Source organism: Streptomyces sp. NPDC051217, assembly GCF_044455465.1.
GTDB lineage: Bacteria > Actinomycetota > Actinomycetes > Streptomycetales > Streptomycetaceae > Streptomyces.
In genome coordinates, this window is the sequence record NZ_JBITEV010000002.1 from 195,813 (window position 1) to 211,455 (window position 15,643).

A 15,643-nucleotide genomic window follows, 5' to 3' on the forward strand; every position below is an offset into this window, starting at 1 on the left:
CCATGCCGGCTGAGAGCGCGACCCCGGACCCGGGTGAGGAGCTGCTCGAAAGGTTTCTCGCCGAAACACACGCCGCGGCCCCGATGGAGCTGCCGGAGCTGGTGGACCGCTGTGCCACGGCGCTCGGACTGAAACGGATCGTGGTCTATCTGGTCGACATCCAGCAGCGGCAGCTCGTCCCGCTCACCGACGGGATGCCCGGCCTCGCCGTGGACTCCACGACGGGCGGGCGGGCGTACCGCTCCCTCGACCTGCGGATCGAGGAGTCGGAGGGCGGCGGTCTCACGGCCTGGCTGCCACTGATCAACGGGGCGGAGCGCCTCGGCGTGCTCGGTATCAGCGCGCCCGCCATCGACCCGGTACGCCTGCGCCGCTGCCGGATGCTCGCCTCCGTGCTCGCCATGGCGATCACCTCGAAGCGGGCGTACAGCGACAGCCTGGCGCGGTACGCCCGCACCGAGCGGATGGAGCTGCCCGCCGAGATGCTGCGCGCCTTCCTTCCCCCGCGGACCATCGGCAGCGCCGACGCGCTGTCGACGGCGGTGCTGGAGCCCGCGTACGAGATCGGCGGCGACGCCTACGACCACTCGCTGACCCGATCGAGCCTGCACGTCGACATCTTCGACTCGATGGGCCACGACCTGGCGGCGGGTCTGACCACGGCCGTCGTGCTGGCGGGCTGCCGCGCCGCCCGGAGGAACGGCGGGGATCTGCTCGAACTGGTGGACACCGTCGATCAGGCGCTCGCGCGCTGGCTGCCCGACCAGTACTGCACCGGGATCGTCACCCAGCTGGATCTCGCCCGCGGCCTGTTCCGGTGGTGCAACTGCGGGCATCCGCCACCGCTGCTGATCCGGGGACACCGCGTACTCAGTGGTGAGCTGGAGAGTTCCCCCCAGCCGCCGATGGGACTGGGCGTCAGGTTCTGTGAAACCCCCCGTACGGTCCACGAGACGCAACTGGAGCCCGGGGACCGGGTGCTGCTCTACACGGACGGCGTCGTCGAGTCGCGGCTGGGCGACCGTACGGAATTCGGCCTCGACCGTTTCACGGACTCCATCATCCGGGCGACGGCGGCCGGCGAACTGGCTCCCGAGTCGCTGCGCCGGCTCATCCACTCGATTCTCGACGCCCACGACAACCGGCTGCGCGACGACGCGACGCTGCTGCTGGTCGAATGGCGTCCGCGGCACGCCTGAGAACGCGGCACGGCGCGGGTCCACCCGGGAGACCGGTGGGCCCACGCCGACATGCGGTTCTTCGGGTGCCGCGCCCAGGGCGCGTCGCTCAGTGGCTCGGGCCCCGACCGCCGCCGCGGCCCCGGTCGTCCTGCCCGGAGTCGAACTCGACCTGCTCCTTGCGGACGTCGGCCGATACTTCCTTCTGCTCGGTGACCTTCTCGGTCTCCATGCGTACGCGCTCCACCGGCACGGCCTCCTTACGGACGACCGCCTCCTCGGCGTGCAGGATCACCTCGGCCTCGGCGTCGCCCATGGGCGAGCGGCCGATGTTCCGGTCGCCCGGGTTGATGGGCTCGCGCACGATCCGGACCTCTTCGTGGGTGACCGGCACGGTGGTGGTGACGTTCTCGGTCACCACGACCTTGCGGAGCCGCGCCCGGCCGGACTCGTGCTCCTCGGTGCCGACCCGCAGACGCTCCTCCGAACGCACCATTTCGTCGCCGCCGCCACCTGTCGATCCGGCCATGGCGGCCTTGGAGGTGTCCGTACGACCAGTCCCGGCCTGGGCCGAGGCGTCGGTCCGGTCGTTCATGTCCGCCCGGCCCCTGGCGTCGGTCCGGTCCTGGCCGCCGTCGCTCCTGCTCTCGCCGCTCATGGTGTCCTCCCCGCTCCTGCCTTCCGTGGCTGCCGTTCCGGGTGCCGGGGACATGCCCGGGGACCCGCTGCGCCCGCTGGGCCGGGCGAGGCCGTAGTGGTCGTACAGCTCCTGCTCCTGGGCGACGTCGAGATGTTCGTCGGCGTCCATCCGGGGGGCTTCCTTGACCAGTTCCTTGGCGTGCGGGATCTGGAGACCGTTTTCGTCACGGGTTGCGCCGGCGAGCGGCACGAAGGACTCCTTCATGCCGAACATGCCGGTCTTGACTGTCACCCACTCGGCGCGCCCTGTCTGGTTGTCGAGGTATGCCTGCTCAACACTGCCTATCTTCTCCCCGGCGGCGTCGTAGACCGTCAGACCCGTGAGTTCACCCACGTGGTGGAAGACATCGTCGGCTGCCATCAGTGATCACTCCTTGGCGGCGAGCCGGCGGGGTCCGGTATCCCCGCGCGTCGGCTGACTCGCGTATTTCCATGCGGCACCTGCTGACCGCGGGCGGCAACCAGGGAGAACGCCCCTCTGACCCGTCCGGGGGACAAAGGGGCGTTGGACGCGCCCTGCTGGGCTCCGAGCACATCGGCGGGCGGATTCAGCCATTCGGGTGACACCCGAGGGGAGCGCCCGTCGGTGCTCACACGTTGTACAGGGACGGCGACGGAAAGGAGTCGGATGATACCGACGGATTGATCAGCCGCCCGTCGCCGCTGTCCACACGGCGGTGTCCGGGGCGATCAGATCCCCTTCCAGGCTGTCGCTGGCGAGCAGCACCTCGCCGTCCGGCAGCGGGAGAGAGCGTTCGGAGAGGTTGATACGGCATTCGAACCGGCCCTTGCGGAAGGCCAGTTCGCCTTCGCGCGCGGGCATCCAGCTGAACGACTCGTCACCCCGGAAGCGGGTGCGTATGGACAGCGCCGTGCGGTACAGCTCAAGGAAGGAGTCGGGCCGCCCGGTCTGGACGTCCACCGCGTTCTCGCCCCAGCCCTCCGGCTGCGGGAGCCAGCTGCCACCCGGCCCGAAGCCGTGGCTGCTGCCCGTGCGGGTCCACGGGATGGGGATGCGGCAGCCGTCGCGGCCCTTGGTCGTGCGCCCGGTCCGCTCCCACATGGGGTCGCGCAGCGCGTCGAGGGGCAGGTCGGAGACCTCGGGGAGACCGAGTTCCTCACCCTGGTAGAGGTAGGCGCTGCCGGGCAGGGCGAGGGTCAGGAGCGCGGCGGCCCTGGCCCTGCGGTGGCCGAGCGCGTCGTCCGGCGCGGGGTCGGTGCCGCCGCCGGACAGCCAGGCGCGGTAGTCGATGCCCTGGGGAAGGGAGTAGCGGGTGCGGTGGCGTACGACGTCGTGGTTGGAGAGCACCCAGGTGGGCAGGGTGCCGACCGCGCGGGCGCCGGTGAGGGAGGTGTCGATGACCTTCCTGAACTCCTCGGCGTCCCAGGGACAGCGCAGATGGAAGAAGTTGAACGCCTGGTGGAGTTCGTCGGGGCGGGTGTAGAGGGGCAGCCGGGACGCGCTGACTCCCGCTTCGGCGACGGTGATCCGGGGAGGCGCGTAGGAGTCGATGATCTTGCGCCAGGTCCGGTATATGTCGTGGACCTCGTCCCGGTCCCAGAAGGGGTGGTCCTCACCTTCGGGCGGCGAGTTCAGGGAGGCGGAGTCACGTCCGCCGGTGTCCCGCAGGGGCTCCACGAGGTCCTTGCGCAGACCGTGGGCCACGTCGATACGGAAGCCGTCGGCCCCGAGGTCGAGCCAGAAGCGCAGGATGCCCTCGAAGTCGGCGAGGACGTCGGAGTTCTCCCAGTTCAGGTCGGGCTGCTCGGCGGAGAAGATGTGCATGTACCACTGGCCGTCCGGGACGCGTGTCCAGGCGCCGCCGCCGAATTTCGACTTCCAGTCGGCGGGCGGCAGACTCCCGTCCGGGCCCCGCCCCTCGCGGAAGATGAAGCGGTCCCTCGCCGGTGAGCCGGGCGGTGACGCGAGTGCTTCCACGAACCAGGGGTGCTGGTCGGAGCAGTGGTTGGGTACGACGTCGACGATGACCTTGAGACCGAGCCCGTGGGCACGCCGCACGAGGCCGCGGAAGTCGTCGAGGGTGCCGTGGCGCGGGTCGACGCCCCGGTAGTCGGAGACGTCGTAGCCGGCGTCGGTCCAGGGCGAGGGGTAGAACGGGGTGAGCCACAGGGCGTCGACGCCGAGACCGGCGAGGTGGTCGAGCCGGTCCGTGATCCCGCGGAGATCGCCGATCCCGTCGCCGTCCGCGTCGGCGAAGCTCGGGACGTACACCTGGTAGACGACTGCTTCGCGCCACCAGTCGGGGGCGGGCCGTGACAGATGGCCGCCGGGGGTGTCGAGGGTGTTCGGGATCACGGGTGCCTCTCGTGCTTGTCTTCGGGCCGGTGGTGCGGGTGGGGCCTGGTGCGTAAGTGATTCGTGCGACGGGTGGTGCTCGTACGAGGGACAGCCTGTCACCGCCGGGCGTCAGGCTGAAGGTCGGACCTTCGATGGTTATGGAAGGGATGTCCGAAGGATGCGGGGGTGCGGGCGGTGAAAGCCGATCGGGCGGGTAGCGGATGACAGACCTGGTCGTCCCGCCTCACTCACAGGAGGAGAATCCATGCCGTCCTCACTGATCGAAGCCGTCGACATCAAGGCTCCCGTCGCCGTGAGCTGGTCGCTGTGGAAGGACGTCGAGCGCTGGCCCGCCTTCCTCAGCCATGTCGGCCACGTGGAGCGCATCGACGATTCCCTGTTCGCCTGGCAGGTCTCCCTGCCGGGCGCCGACAAGAGCTTTGTGGCGGAGCTCACGGAGGTCGTCCCCGAGGACCGCATCGCCTGGCGGACCACCGAGGGCGTGCACCACGCGGGAGTCGTCACCTTCCACCGGCTCACCGACACGGAGAGCCGGGTGACGCTCCAGATCGAGTACGACCCGCGGGGGTTCGTGGAGCATCTGGGCGCGCTCACCAATCTGGACTCGACGCTGGCCAACTACGACCTCGGGGAGTTCCGGAGGATGGCCGAGCGTACGGCGGCGCTGCCCTGACTCCGCCGTACGGAGCGAGCGTACACACCGAAGCGTCCCGCCCCGATTCCTCGGGCGGGACGCTTCGGTGCGGGGCCCCCGCGGGTCTCGCGTGGTGCGGTCCGGCGGGGGCCGGTCCCTCGTGCGCTTCGGCACGTGGCGACGGGGTCAGGACTTCCGGGCCCTGCGGCGGGCCCGCGCGACGGCGAGGGCGACAACCGCCACTCCCCCGGCGAGCAGCAGCGGACGGGGGTGGGCGCGTCCGGTCCCGGCGGCCTTCGTGGCCACCTCCTTGCCGGTCACCGCGGCCTTCACGCCCGCGTCGCGCACCCGTTCCGGCGTGTGCTCCTTGACCTGGTCCCTGACCTGCTGGCCGGCCTCGACGACCTGGTCGCGCACCTCGGCGGCCTTCTCCTGCGTACGGCCCTTCACATCGGCCTTGGCGGCGAGCTCTCCCACCGAGTCACCGAGCCGTTCACGCGCTTTCTCGACCCGGAGCCTGGCTCCGGCGACCGTACCGTCGTCGGACCCCTCGGGCCCGTGCGAGTTCTTGCTCATCGGTGCGCCCTCTCCTTGATCTCCTCGATGTCGGCCTTGACGCTCGCCGTCGCCCGCTCCGGCGTCAGCGGCGTGGCCTCGCGGGTCTCCCGGCGGCCCTGCCCCGCCAGCACCGCGGCGGTCATGGCGAGCACGGCGGTGACGATCAGCGCGGACACCCAGACCGGGAGCACCAGGGCGAGCGCGGCGATGACCGTCGCCACCAGCGCCTGGAGGGCGAGGACGCCGACGAGCGCGGCGCCTCCGTAGAGCCCGCCGCCACGGCCGGCCCTTCTGCCCTTCTCCTTCATCTCGGCGGTCGCGAGCCGGAGTTCTTCCCTGACGAGTTCGGAAAGCTGCTCCGAGGTCTGCCGCACCAGCTCAGCCGCCGACTTCTCGGTCTGATGGGTCACGGTGGTTCGCCTCCAACGAAATCGGCGGGCTGTCCACCGGGCGGGGGCGAATGCCCCGGAGCCGGTGGGCCAGCCGGCGTGGGCGTCAGTGCCTGAAGCTGTCCTTGGCCTTCTCCTTGGCCATACGCGCGTCACTCTTGGCCTGGTCGACGCGGCCTTCGGCCTCCAGCCGCTCGTCGCCCACCGCGCGCCCGGTCGTCTCCTTGACCTTGCCCTTGGCGTGTTCGATCTTGGCCTCGGTCTTCGAATTCTTCTTCTTGGTCATGTCACTCACGTCCTCTGGTGCCGATGAATCGGATGGACGTCTATGCGTGTGACCCTTGAGGCGGCGGCCAAACACACCACGGGCGCCGCGCCTCCCGACCGGTGCGGGCCGTCAGGCGTCCGGGCTCCGGCGGGTGCGCTGGCGTTCCAGGCTGCGGCGCAGGTGTTCCGTCATCGCCTCCGCCGCCCGGTCCGGGTTGCGGCGCAGGATCGCGCGCAGGACGCGGTCGTGCTCCGCGAGGGTCAGCGGGCCGGCGCCCGGGATACCGCTGAGCCGGAAGATGTGCAGATGCGAGTGGAGCCGCTCCACCGCGTCGGCCAGCAGTGAACGGCCCGCCGCGCGCGCGATCGTGTCGTGGAAGCGCTGGTCGGCCGCGGCGAACTCGCGGTAGACGACGTACCGTTCGCCGGATCCCGGCCGGCCCCGCATCTCCTCCACCAGATTCTCGATGGCGTCCAGCTGCTCCTCGTCCGCGTTGACCGCGGCAAGGGCGGTCGCTGTCGGCTCCAGCAGCAGGCGCATCTCGAACAGTTCCTCAAGGCCCTGCGGGGTGAGGAGTTCGGTGGCGCGATAGCCGGCGAGCGAGCGCTTCGTGACGAGCCCGTCGGACTCCAGTCGCGCCAGCGCCTCGCGTACGGGCGTGGGTGACACCTCAAGCGTCCGGGACAGGGATTCGATGCCGACGCGGGCGCCCGGCTCGATCTCGTGGTCCATGACCATCGCCTTGATGGCCTCGTACACGCTGTCGGCCAGGACCTGGCGGGGCGGGTGCGGGGCACCGGTGTCCTCCGTGCCCCCTGTCCGGCCGGAAGTCGTGTCCGACAAGGTCAGATCTCCTCATGCCGCGCGCGAGCCGTCCTCCATATTCTATAGGGCTCGCCACCGGGCCCGAGGCGCTACTCCATGAGGAAGACCCGCTCCATGGGGGTCCACCAGTCGTCGGGCCCCGCCTCGGGGACCGGCTCCTGGCAGGGGTCGGTCAGCTTCCACCACTCCCGCGTCGCCTCGTCTGCGGCCATCGCCGCGAGATCGGCCGCCAGGTCGTCACCGTGGTACTCGAAGTAGCTGAAGAGCCGGTCGCCCAGCAGGTGGATCGAGTAGTTGGCGATATGGCAGGCGCGCAGCCGGGCGAGTACGGGCTCCGGTACCGCCCGGTGAAGTTCCCGGTACTCCTCCAGCTTCTCCGGCCGCACCTTGATCACCTGTGCGATGCGCTGCATCAGTCCTCCACCACCGTCCACTGCGGGAACCCCTACCAGCGGGAACCTATAGGAACAGCCTCGGACAGAGAAGCCCAGGAGCGGGAAAATTCCCGCCGCATAACGGTTGACGTGCGGCCGTGGCACATGGCTAACCTCCAGAGGCTTCAGATTTCCTATAGGAAAATTCGGCTGCCTCTGGAGGCATTATGGCCGCTCCCCCACCGCTCCCCCGGTTCGTCAAAGCCGTCGCCGTCCTGGGCGGCATGGCCGGACTGCTGTACGGATACGACTCCGGTGCCATCGCCACCGCCCTGCCCTTCGCCACGGAACGGTTCGGTCTCTCCTCGACCGAACAGGGTCTGGTGACCAGCCTGATCCTGCTCGGCGCGCTGCCCGCGATCGTCGCGGGATCCCTGGCCGCCAAACGCTTCGACCGCCGCCATCTGCTGCTCGCGGCAGGTGTCGTCTTCATCCTCGGATCGCTCGGCTGCGCGTTCTCCACCGACGTCGTGACGCTGCTGATATCCCGCTTCGTCCTGGGTCTCGCCGTCGGCCTGGCCAACATGTTCGGCCTGATCTATCTGACCGAACTGGCGCCGAAGCGCACCCGTGGCCTGATCAGCGCGCTCTACCAACTCAGCGTCAACGTGGGCATCCTGATCGCGTACGGCACCGGGGACGCGCTGCGCGGCTCCGGCTCCTGGGAGTGGATGCTCGGTCTGGGCGCGCTGCCCGCGGTCTTCTTCCTGATCGGCATGGCCCTCAGCCCGGCGAGCCCGCGCTGGCTCATCCTGCGCGGCCGCGACGACGAGGCCCGCGCCGTCCTGCTGCGCCTGCGCACCTCCGAGACGGAGGCCGACGCCGAGGCCGGCGAGATCAGGCAGAGCCTCGGACACCAGGAGGCCGGCCTGCGCGAGCTGCTGCACCGCTACCGCCCGGCCCTGAGCATCGGACTCGTACTGACCTTCTTCCAGGTCTTCACCGGCATCAACGCCGTCGTGTACTACGCCCCGACCGTCTTCGCCGAGGCCACCGGACACTCCGCCGACACCGGCGTCATCGCCAACTACAGCGTCGGCGGCGCACTGGTCATATCGACGGCCCTGTCCCTCCCGCTGATCGACCGGCTGGGCCGGGTGAAGCTGCTGGCGCTCAGTCTCGGCGGCCAGGTCCCGCCGCTGATCCTGCTCGCGCTGTTCCCGCACGCGGCGGCGCTCGACATCGTCTGCGTGTTCGTCTTCACCTTCGCGTTCGGGTTCGGACTCGGCCCCGTCTTCTGGCTCTACATCCCGGAGATCCTGCCGCTGCGGGCCCGCGCGCTGGGGATGGGGGTCGTCACCTTCACGCAATACCTCTTCAACTTCCTCTTCTCGCTGACGTTCCCGGACATCCTGGCGGCGATCGGCTTCTGGGTCTTCGGCATCTACGCGGCCATCTCGGCGGTGGGGCTCGCCTTCGTACTGACGCGCGTACCGGAGACGGCGAACCGCTCCCTGGAGGAGATCGAGGAGGACTGGCGGCGCAAGGACCGGGCCGCCCCCTCGCCCGTCGCGACCGCTTCCTGAGGACCCGCGAGACGCCCGGCCACGCGCCACACGCATCGACCGATGACGAAAGAAGCACCCATATGAGCAGGATCAAGAGCGTCGACTGCGCGCTCGTCTTCATCGAGCCCGAGACGCTGCGTACGGACGCCAGCCAGACGTTCGTACGTCAGGAGACCATCCTCGTCACGATCGAGACGGACGACGGGCTGCGCGGCACCGGCTACTCCTACACGATCGGCACGGGCGGCAGCTCCGTCCTCGCCCTGCTGCGCGACCACCTCGCCGGCACGCTGCCGGGCACCGACGCCCGTAACGTCGAGGCTGTCTGGGCGCGCATGCTCGCCTCGACCCGCGCGACCGCGTTCGGCGCGCTGACGTCACTCGCGCTGGCAGCGGTCGACACGGCCCTGTGGGACCTGCGGTGTCTGCGCGCGGGTGAACCGCTGTGGCGTCTGGCGGGCGGCGCGCACGAACGGCTGCCGGTGTACGACACCGAGGGCGGCTGGCTCCATCTGCCGTCCGGGGAACTGGTCGAGAACGCCAAGGCCGCCCAGGCCGCCGGGCTGCGCGGCGCGAAGCTCAAGGTCGGCAGTAGGAGCGCCGTCGAGGACACCGAGCGGCTCGCGGCCGTACGGGAGGCGACAGGGCCCGCCTTCGAGATCATGGTCGACGCCAACCAGTCGCTGACGGGAGCCGAGGCGATCCGCCGGGCGCGTACCTTCGAGCAGCTCGACATCGCCTGGTTCGAGGAGCCGCTGCCCGCCGAGGACGTCGCCGGCCACGTCCGGCTCGCCCGCTCGACCACGGTCCCCGTCGCCGTGGGCGAATCGATCTACAGCGTGGGGCACTTCGCCGAGTATCTGTCGGCGGGTGCGGCGGGCATCGTGCAGGTCGATGTCGCCAGGGTCGGCGGCATCACGCCCTGGCTGAAGGTCGCGCACGCCGCGGAGGCCTTCAACGTGATGGTCGCGCCGCACTTCCTGATGGAGCTTCACGCGAGCCTGGCGTGTGCCGTCCCCGCCGGTATGTATGTGGAGTACATACCGCAGCTCGGCGCCATCACCCGTAGCGCGATGGTGATCGAGGACGGTTGTGTCGTACCGCCCGAGACGCCCGGTCTCGGGATCGAGTGGGACGAGGACGCGATCGCGGACCTGCGCGTCGCCTGATCAGTCCGTCGCCGGGACCGGGGCCGGGGTATCGTCCCGTCCCGCGTGGGAGTAGAAGACGGACTGCTGCTGCTTGGTGCGGTGGGCCTCGGACTTGGCGACGAGCTTTTCCAGGGCGTTCCGTACGACGGTGATGTTGGAGTTGCGCGCCGGGTGGGCCGCGGCCAGCTCGGCCGCGAGCTCCGCGGCCGAACGCGGCTCACCGTGCGCGGCCAGCAGTGTGCCCACCAGCTGGGCGAGGCTGGGGCGCTTCTCGGCCGCTCCGGCGCTTCCGGAAGCCTTCGCACCGGCTTTGGCGGGCGCCCCGGCCGGGACCTCGGCCCGCTTCCCCGCCTTGCCGGAGCCGGCCGATGCCTTCGCGGGGCGCTTCGCCGTCCGCGGCCCCGGCACCTTCGCGCTCCGCGCGGCGCCGGGCCTTGCGCCGTCGGCGAACACCCTCTGCACGCCGAGCAGCAGAGCGTGGTCACGCTCCAGTGTCTCCAACTGGCCCTGAAGCGACTCGATCTCACTGCGGAGACGTTTCCGCTCCGCCACGTTGCGCTCCAGGTCGGCCGCGACCTGGACCTCGTACTGCGACTGGACGCTCGTGAACTCGGTGACGGCGGTGCCGGACATGAATGGCTCGCTTCCTCTGGATGACATCTGCGTGGCGCCCCCCGGTTGTCCGTGATGGTACGTCCGCCCGCGTGTCCATTCCGAAGCCGACCGTCAGGTAACACCTTGCTGAACCATGCGTGGTTGCTGGGTGGGCACGAGGGGCAAGTGCACTTTGAGCGGTGATCCCGCCGCGACAGTCGAAACGAGAGTGAGGGCCGGGATGGGTGACATGTGGGTATTCGCTGTCGAGTCGGGCCATGTGCCGGGTATGGACCTCACCGGTTACAGCGTCCATGCGACCGACGGAACGGTGGGCAGCGTGGACAGACAGTCCGAGGGCTCACCGTTCGAACACCTGGTGGTGGACACCGGGATGTGGGTCTTCGGAAAGAGTCTCGTCATTCCCGCGGGGCTGGTGACCTCGATCGATCCGGCCGCGCGGGTGATTCGCGTCGGCTGTACGAAGTCGACGGTGAAGGGCGCTCCGGTGTTCGAGCGCGATCACGACACCAGGGACCCGGTGTACCTCGGTGGTCTGAGCACCTATTACACCTCTTTGGTCACCACTTCCTGATACCTCGTCACGCACCGGTGCCCCGGCAGGACGCTGCCGGGGCACCGGCGGACACGGAGTCGTGTCCCTGGGCGAGGTGTCCTAGGCGGGGACGATGTTCTCCGCCTGGGGGCCCTTCTGACCCTGCGTGACCTCGAAGGTCACCTTCTGGCCCTCCTGGAGCTCACGGAAGCCCTGGGTGGCGATGTTGGAGTAGTGGGCGAAGACGTCGGGGCCTCCACCGTCCTGCTCAATGAATCCGAAGCCTTTTTCCGAGTTGAACCACTTGACGGTACCGCTGGCCATGTGTCCTCCAAAGGACTCATAACGGTCCCCGCACCGTGCGGGAACCGGAGGTGATCGCCCTGGTCCTCAGAGACGTTGAACAGCCGAATCGCCCGCGACTGTGATCACGGGCGACAAAGTACTTCGGAACCACGACAGCTAAAACTGACGCTACACGTCTCCTCGCTTCCAGACCACAGAAACGATCAAGCGTGACGCCCGACAACACCCGCACAGGGCAGTGACCGCGCGCCGCGAGCCGCATTATGTCCTCCGGGAGAGGGAAGCGTCCGTGAATGTCCCCTCCCCGCCTCGCGTGTCGAATCTGTCGGTAGGGTGAGAGGTGATGTTCACCCCACAGGGCCCGACCCTTCGCGAACTGACCGTGCAGGCGCTCTCGTCGACGGAGCGCGGCTACGACCTGCTCGCGCCGAAGTTCGACCTGACCCCGTTCCGTACTCCGGACAGCGTGCTGGACGCCGTGGCCGACGCTCTCGGGCACCTCGGCCCCTTCCGCGCCGGGCTGGACATCTGCTGCGGCACCGGAGCCGGTGTGGACGTCCTGCGAGAGGTCTGCGTCGAACGGGTCACCGGTGTCGACTTCAGCGCCGGCATGCTCGCCACCGCCAGGTCCGCCGTGCTGCCCAAGAACGGCTCGGGCGGGGGCGGTTCGAACGAGGGCGGTTCCGACGGGCCCGCCGTCGACTTCGTACGGGCCGACGCCCGTGCCCTCCCCTTCCGCGCCGCCTTCGACGTGGCGGTGAGCTTCGGCGCCTTCGGCCACTTCCTGCCCTCCGAGCGCCCCGCGCTCTTCACCCGGGTCCGTGAAGTCCTGCGGCCCGGAGGCGCCTTCGTCTTTCCGGTGCCCGCGCCGCCGCGCGTCGGTTCGCGGCTGTACTGGACGCTCTGGGGCTTCGACGCGGCGATGCGGGCGCGCAACGCGATGTGGCACCCGCCCTTCGTCATGTACTACCGCACCTTCCGGCTCGCCGACGTGGTGGACGAGTTGACGCGTACGGGCTTCGAGGTGGATCTCGTCGCGCTCGACGGCCTGGGGCGGCTGCCGGACGGAAGCCCGCGCTGTCGCATGGTGGTCGCGCATCGGCCGTGAGCCCCGGGGCATCAGGCCGCCGAGCCGGGCGCTCCCTTACGCCGCCAGGCCCAGCCGAGCATGACGAGTGAGGCGAGCGCGGCGAAGGCGCACCAGGTCGAGACGAACTCCATCCGCCAGATCACCGCGCAGATCACCGCTCCGACGGCGATCAGGACGCCGAGCAGACGCACCGTCCGGTCGGCGGCCAGCAGCAGTGCGCCGATGGTCGCGAGGAGGTAGCCGGCCACGGCGATCGCCGGCCGCGGCAGGTGGACGGCGTACCCGATCGTGTGGCCGCGGATGTCGGCCGTCACCTCGCGGGTGGCCAGGTAGTACGAGAGCGCGGCCGAGGTGGCGAGACCGGAGGCGACGGACACGGCCAGCCGTCTCCGGGCCCCCGGCGGCGAGGCCGCCAGTACGGCCAGGGGGACCCAGAGCGCCAGCAGTGGTATGGCGATGACGGCCCAGGCGGTGGTGGCGGGTCCGGCGCCTCCGCCCGAGTTCCACACGACGGCCTCGACGATCTGGTGGGCGCCCAGGAGCAGGGGCAGCGCGGCGAGCGGCAGATCGCGTGCCCGGCGTACGCGCGCGACACAGACCGCTCCGATCGCGCTGATACAGACACCCGCGGTGAGGTCGGCGGTAGCGCTCCAGCACATCGTGTCATCCAGGGACCGAAAGGGGCGATGAGGGTGTGATCACCGCATAACGGGTCCGATCATATGGTTTCGAGAGCGCCTGAGCGGGTGACGCGGCTGTGGCCGGGGCCCTGGGTCGCAGCCGGACGGACGCACGCGCGGACAGACGCACGGAGGACCGACGGCAGTCCGTCGGTCCTCCGTGGTGAAGCTGTCCGGTCTGTCAGCGGTCTGTCAGATCCGGCCTCCGGTCAGTTTGGAGAGCGGACCCCGCGGCTTGGCGGTCTGCCGCCCCAGGGCGAAGGCCCCGCCTGCCAGGCCGGCGACACCGGCGGCGGCTCCTGCCGCGATCGCCTTGCGGTGCTTGACGACCGTCCACGCGGTGGTGGCCGTGGAGGCCGCCTTGCCCGCCGTCGACACGACGGCCTGCCGGCTGCTTTCCCAGCCTGCGGTGGCCGCGCGTTTCGTCGCCTCGCCCGCCGACCGCACACCCGCTTCGGCGGACTTCTCGGCGGCCCGCACGGATGACTTGGCCTTCGAGGCTGCGAGCGCCGAGTCCGTCTTGGCACGGCTCGCGGCGTCGCTGGTGGTCCGCCGCGCCTTGGAGGCGGCGGCCTTGCTCGCGCCGAGCTTCGCCGCCGTACCGTTCGCGTTCCTTTTCGCTTCGCTGTCCTCAGTCATGAGGTTCGTGTTGCCGCTCGACGCGGACTGAAACACCGGGCGCGACCGAGTCTGCGATGGCTCGCGTCACAGGCGTTGCCAGAGGGCGGGGACGTTCGGGGGTCGCCGGCCGGGCTGCGCCTGGTGGGGCTGGAGGCACCGGTAGCCAGGACCGCCGTAGGTGACCTGGGCGCCCGCCGCGCAGACGGTGCCGGCCGTCGAGCGAGGAGCGGAGCGGCGGCGGACTCTGCGGTCGTGGCGTGTCTGTGGAGCATGGGGAGTCTCCTCGGCCTCGGTGAGGGGGACGAGCGGGCGGGGAATGAGCGAAACCGTAGAAGTGGTCAACTGCCGTTCACAAGATGCCAGTTCTCCCTCCGCGTGGCGCTATGGAAGACGCTCCGGGGTCCCCTGCCGTGTTGACGTGGAGGCTGCCGGGCGGCAGGGAGGCGAGTGGGCCGTGCCCGCCGTCGAGCCAGTCGGCGTAGCTCTCACTGCGTGCCGCCGCTTCGGCGTGGGCGGCTCGTGCCTGCTCGAAGACGGCGGGCGCGCCGTCGGCGGCCCGCGAGGCCGGGTGCCAGCCGAGCAGGTGCCGCCAGCTTACCGGGGTGCCGGCCAGGGGCCTGGTCACCAGTCCGGCGGTGTTGGGGAAGGTGGCGCGGCAGAGCCCGACGGCGCGGCCGACCTGGACGAGATGGACGCAGGAGGCGGTGTCCGTCCCGTACAGGCTCGTGGGGGTGAAGCCGGCGCGGGCGCAGGCGGCGGTGAAGCAGTCGGCGAAACAGCCTTCGTCCGGTACGTCGGTCCATGCCTCGTCGGCGAGTTCGGCGAGGCCGATCTCCTGGCGGCCGGCCAGAGGGTGGCCGGCCGCGAGCATGACGAAGACGGGGTCGCCGGCGATCTCGCGCCACTCCAGCCGCTCGCCCGCGGGTGGTTGGCTCGCTCCGCAGCAGCCGATCAGGGCATAGTCGATCCGCCCTTCGGAGACCGACGCCACGATCTCCCGTTCGGACCAGGAGGTGTACGTGGTGACGGGAATGCCGGGGTGGGCGGTGACGAGCCGGTCCACGAGCCCGCCGAGGAGGGGACCGTGGGTGCCGCCGAGGCGGAAGCGGCGGGTCTCCTCCAGGGTGCGTGCGAACCGGACGGCGTCCTGCTGGAGTTCCGTCACGGCCGGCAACACGATCCGGGCGCGGGCCAGGACGAGTTCGCCGAGGGGTGTCGTACGTACGCCGTGCCGTCCACGCTCGAACAGCCGCCCGCCCAGGGCGCTTTCGATCCGCTTCAGCTGCGCGCTGAGGGCCGGCTGGGCGAGGCCCAGCACGGACGCGGCCTTGGTGAGGCTGCCCGCGTCGGCTATGGCACGGATCGTCTTGAGATGCCGCAACTCCAGCTCCATGAGGCGAGCTTGGACTTCGGCCGGTTCGAGGGCAATAGTCAGGTCCAGACCAACAACGGCTCTGCGGCGTACGCCGGGCGCACGTACCGAGGCACCGGACGGCGGTGCGCGCCCCCAGGGGCCCAGGGGCCGCCCCCAAGGCCCCTCCGGACCGGTCCGCCCCCGTCGGCGACGCCATGACAGTCGCGTATGCCCGGCGACGGGCGGACACTGGAAGAGAGGAGGCGCGTCATGCGCAAAGTAGCCGACTGCAGGGATTTCCCGAGTGACAGCAAGTGCACGCTCACGATCTCCGGTGAGGAAGAGGAAGTGGTCCGCGCCGCCGGTGATCACGCGGTGAGCGTGCACGGACACGCGGACGGGCCTGAACTGCGGGAGCAGATCCGGTCCACGCTGAAGGACGAGGTCCCTCAGCACGCCTGAACCGAAGGGCGGATTC

The 15,643-nt window shown here is 70.2% G+C and carries 19 protein-coding genes and 1 pseudogene; 7 read left to right on the top strand and 13 right to left on the bottom strand.

The window, feature by feature from the left end; all coding sequences use genetic code 11:
• The first annotated feature begins 2 nt into the window (after window positions 1–2).
• Window positions 3–1,199, top strand: a complete 1,197-nt coding sequence (locus ACIBBB_RS05975; protein WP_398979185.1) for a PP2C family protein-serine/threonine phosphatase — start codon at window positions 3–5, stop codon at window positions 1,197–1,199.
• 88 nt (window positions 1,200–1,287) lie between these two features.
• On the opposite strand, the gene ACIBBB_RS05980 is transcribed toward ACIBBB_RS05975, so the two are convergent.
• The gene (locus ACIBBB_RS05980; protein ID WP_398979187.1) at window positions 1,288–2,238 is read right to left on the bottom strand and encodes a PRC and DUF2382 domain-containing protein; all 951 of its coding nucleotides are present in this window, start codon (window positions 2,236–2,238) and stop codon (window positions 1,288–1,290) included.
• A gap of 285 nt (window positions 2,239–2,523) precedes the next feature.
• The gene (locus ACIBBB_RS05985) at window positions 2,524–4,194 is read right to left on the bottom strand and encodes a glycoside hydrolase family 13 protein (RefSeq protein ID WP_398979189.1); all 1,671 of its coding nucleotides are present in this window, start codon (window positions 4,192–4,194) and stop codon (window positions 2,524–2,526) included.
• 247 nt (window positions 4,195–4,441) lie between these two features.
• Between ACIBBB_RS05985 and ACIBBB_RS05990 the strand changes: the two genes are divergently transcribed.
• A complete protein-coding gene (locus tag ACIBBB_RS05990; protein WP_398979191.1) occupies window positions 4,442–4,870 on the top strand; it encodes an SRPBCC family protein in 429 nt (142 codons plus the stop codon).
• Window positions 4,871–5,017: 147 nt separating this feature from the next.
• Here the strand turns inward: ACIBBB_RS05990 and ACIBBB_RS05995 are convergent, their stop codons facing one another.
• The 5 genes from ACIBBB_RS05995 to ACIBBB_RS06015 form a co-directional block, all read right to left on the bottom strand.
• The gene (locus ACIBBB_RS05995) at window positions 5,018–5,407 is read right to left on the bottom strand and encodes a DUF3618 domain-containing protein (protein ID WP_398979193.1); all 390 of its coding nucleotides are present in this window, start codon (window positions 5,405–5,407) and stop codon (window positions 5,018–5,020) included.
• On the bottom strand, window positions 5,404–5,799 hold the full coding sequence (locus ACIBBB_RS06000; protein WP_398979196.1) for a phage holin family protein: 396 nt from the start codon (window positions 5,797–5,799) through the stop codon (window positions 5,404–5,406). Before ACIBBB_RS06000 ends, ACIBBB_RS05995 begins: the two co-directional genes overlap by 4 nt.
• 85 nt (window positions 5,800–5,884) lie before the next feature.
• Entirely contained in the window at window positions 5,885–6,064 is a 180-nt protein-coding gene (locus ACIBBB_RS06005) for a CsbD family protein (protein ID WP_398979198.1), read from the bottom strand.
• A 111-nt stretch (window positions 6,065–6,175) separates the two neighbouring features.
• Entirely contained in the window at window positions 6,176–6,784 is a 609-nt protein-coding gene (locus tag ACIBBB_RS06010) for a GntR family transcriptional regulator (RefSeq protein WP_398980038.1), read from the bottom strand.
• A gap of 176 nt (window positions 6,785–6,960) precedes the next feature.
• On the bottom strand, window positions 6,961–7,284 hold the full coding sequence (locus tag ACIBBB_RS06015) for an L-rhamnose mutarotase (RefSeq protein ID WP_398979200.1): 324 nt from the start codon (window positions 7,282–7,284) through the stop codon (window positions 6,961–6,963).
• A 188-nt stretch (window positions 7,285–7,472) separates the two neighbouring features.
• On the opposite strand from ACIBBB_RS06015, the gene ACIBBB_RS06020 reads away from it, so the two are divergent.
• Together ACIBBB_RS06020 and ACIBBB_RS06025 are read left to right on the top strand one after the other, a co-directional pair.
• Complete coding sequence (locus ACIBBB_RS06020; RefSeq protein WP_398979202.1) at window positions 7,473–8,831, top strand: sugar porter family MFS transporter; 1,359 nt, start codon at window positions 7,473–7,475, stop codon at window positions 8,829–8,831.
• Window positions 8,832–8,893: 62 nt separating this feature from the next.
• Window positions 8,894–9,982, top strand: a complete 1,089-nt coding sequence (locus tag ACIBBB_RS06025; protein WP_398979204.1) for a mandelate racemase/muconate lactonizing enzyme family protein — start codon at window positions 8,894–8,896, stop codon at window positions 9,980–9,982.
• On the opposite strand, the gene ACIBBB_RS06030 is transcribed toward ACIBBB_RS06025, so the two are convergent.
• A complete protein-coding gene (locus ACIBBB_RS06030; protein WP_398979206.1) occupies window positions 9,983–10,597 on the bottom strand; it encodes a hypothetical protein in 615 nt (204 codons plus the stop codon).
• A 211-nt stretch (window positions 10,598–10,808) separates the two neighbouring features.
• Between ACIBBB_RS06030 and ACIBBB_RS06035 the strand changes: the two genes are divergently transcribed.
• Window positions 10,809–11,153 (top strand): PRC-barrel domain containing protein, encoded by a 345-nt coding sequence (locus ACIBBB_RS06035; protein ID WP_398979207.1) that lies wholly within the window; start codon window positions 10,809–10,811, stop codon window positions 11,151–11,153.
• Window positions 11,154–11,234: 81 nt separating this feature from the next.
• Here the strand turns inward: ACIBBB_RS06035 and ACIBBB_RS06040 are convergent, their stop codons facing one another.
• Window positions 11,235–11,438: a cold-shock protein gene (locus ACIBBB_RS06040; RefSeq protein ID WP_023543681.1), complete on the bottom strand. Its 204-nt coding sequence runs from the start codon at window positions 11,436–11,438 to the stop codon at window positions 11,235–11,237.
• A gap of 325 nt (window positions 11,439–11,763) precedes the next feature.
• Here ACIBBB_RS06040 and ACIBBB_RS06045 point away from each other — a divergent pair, with 325 nt between their 5' ends.
• Window positions 11,764–12,528 (top strand): class I SAM-dependent methyltransferase, encoded by a 765-nt coding sequence (locus ACIBBB_RS06045; RefSeq protein WP_398979210.1) that lies wholly within the window; start codon window positions 11,764–11,766, stop codon window positions 12,526–12,528.
• Between the two features lie 11 nt (window positions 12,529–12,539).
• Here ACIBBB_RS06045 and ACIBBB_RS06050 read toward each other — a convergent pair whose 3' ends face one another.
• The 4 genes and pseudogenes from ACIBBB_RS06050 to ACIBBB_RS06065 form a co-directional block, all read right to left on the bottom strand.
• Window positions 12,540–13,169, bottom strand: a complete 630-nt coding sequence (locus tag ACIBBB_RS06050; protein ID WP_398979212.1) for a DUF6629 family protein — start codon at window positions 13,167–13,169, stop codon at window positions 12,540–12,542.
• Between the two features lie 213 nt (window positions 13,170–13,382).
• A complete protein-coding gene (locus ACIBBB_RS06055; protein ID WP_398979213.1) occupies window positions 13,383–13,829 on the bottom strand; it encodes a hypothetical protein in 447 nt (148 codons plus the stop codon).
• A gap of 66 nt (window positions 13,830–13,895) precedes the next feature.
• Window positions 13,896–14,024: pseudogene (locus ACIBBB_RS06060) on the bottom strand (carbohydrate-binding protein); the annotation flags it as partial.
• A gap of 136 nt (window positions 14,025–14,160) precedes the next feature.
• On the bottom strand, window positions 14,161–15,204 hold the full coding sequence (locus ACIBBB_RS06065; protein WP_398979214.1) for a LysR family transcriptional regulator: 1,044 nt from the start codon (window positions 15,202–15,204) through the stop codon (window positions 14,161–14,163).
• A 231-nt stretch (window positions 15,205–15,435) separates the two neighbouring features.
• Between ACIBBB_RS06065 and ACIBBB_RS06070 the strand changes: the two genes are divergently transcribed.
• Complete coding sequence (locus ACIBBB_RS06070) at window positions 15,436–15,627, top strand: DUF1059 domain-containing protein (protein WP_189105814.1); 192 nt, start codon at window positions 15,436–15,438, stop codon at window positions 15,625–15,627.
• Window positions 15,628–15,643 lie beyond the last annotated feature (16 nt).

Excerpts from the sequence above, each read along its gene's own strand:
- ACIBBB_RS05980 (WP_398979187.1), bottom strand. The coding sequence starts at position 2,238 with ATGGCAGCCGACGATGTCTTCCACCACGTGGGTGAACTCACGGGTCTG.
- ACIBBB_RS05975 (WP_398979185.1), top strand. The coding sequence starts at position 3 with ATGCCGGCTGAGAGCGCGACCCCGGACCCGGGTGAGGAGCTGCTCGAA.
- ACIBBB_RS06015 (WP_398979200.1), bottom strand. The coding sequence starts at position 7,284 with ATGCAGCGCATCGCACAGGTGATCAAGGTGCGGCCGGAGAAGCTGGAG.
- ACIBBB_RS06020 (WP_398979202.1), top strand. The coding sequence starts at position 7,473 with ATGGCCGCTCCCCCACCGCTCCCCCGGTTCGTCAAAGCCGTCGCCGTC.
- ACIBBB_RS06040 (WP_023543681.1), bottom strand. The coding sequence starts at position 11,438 with ATGGCCAGCGGTACCGTCAAGTGGTTCAACTCGGAAAAAGGCTTCGGA.
- ACIBBB_RS06035 (WP_398979207.1), top strand. The coding sequence starts at position 10,809 with ATGTGGGTATTCGCTGTCGAGTCGGGCCATGTGCCGGGTATGGACCTC.
- ACIBBB_RS06010 (WP_398980038.1), bottom strand. The coding sequence starts at position 6,784 with ATGGTCATGGACCACGAGATCGAGCCGGGCGCCCGCGTCGGCATCGAA.
- ACIBBB_RS06050 (WP_398979212.1), bottom strand. The coding sequence starts at position 13,169 with ATGTGCTGGAGCGCTACCGCCGACCTCACCGCGGGTGTCTGTATCAGC.
- ACIBBB_RS06045 (WP_398979210.1), top strand. The coding sequence starts at position 11,764 with ATGTTCACCCCACAGGGCCCGACCCTTCGCGAACTGACCGTGCAGGCG.
- ACIBBB_RS06065 (WP_398979214.1), bottom strand. The coding sequence starts at position 15,204 with ATGGAGCTGGAGTTGCGGCATCTCAAGACGATCCGTGCCATAGCCGAC.
- ACIBBB_RS06070 (WP_189105814.1), top strand. The coding sequence starts at position 15,436 with ATGCGCAAAGTAGCCGACTGCAGGGATTTCCCGAGTGACAGCAAGTGC.
- ACIBBB_RS06055 (WP_398979213.1), bottom strand. The coding sequence starts at position 13,829 with ATGACTGAGGACAGCGAAGCGAAAAGGAACGCGAACGGTACGGCGGCG.
- ACIBBB_RS05995 (WP_398979193.1), bottom strand. The coding sequence starts at position 5,407 with ATGAGCAAGAACTCGCACGGGCCCGAGGGGTCCGACGACGGTACGGTC.
- ACIBBB_RS06025 (WP_398979204.1), top strand. The coding sequence starts at position 8,894 with ATGAGCAGGATCAAGAGCGTCGACTGCGCGCTCGTCTTCATCGAGCCC.
- ACIBBB_RS05990 (WP_398979191.1), top strand. The coding sequence starts at position 4,442 with ATGCCGTCCTCACTGATCGAAGCCGTCGACATCAAGGCTCCCGTCGCC.
- ACIBBB_RS06030 (WP_398979206.1), bottom strand. The coding sequence starts at position 10,597 with ATGTCCGGCACCGCCGTCACCGAGTTCACGAGCGTCCAGTCGCAGTAC.
- ACIBBB_RS06005 (WP_398979198.1), bottom strand. The coding sequence starts at position 6,064 with ATGACCAAGAAGAAGAATTCGAAGACCGAGGCCAAGATCGAACACGCC.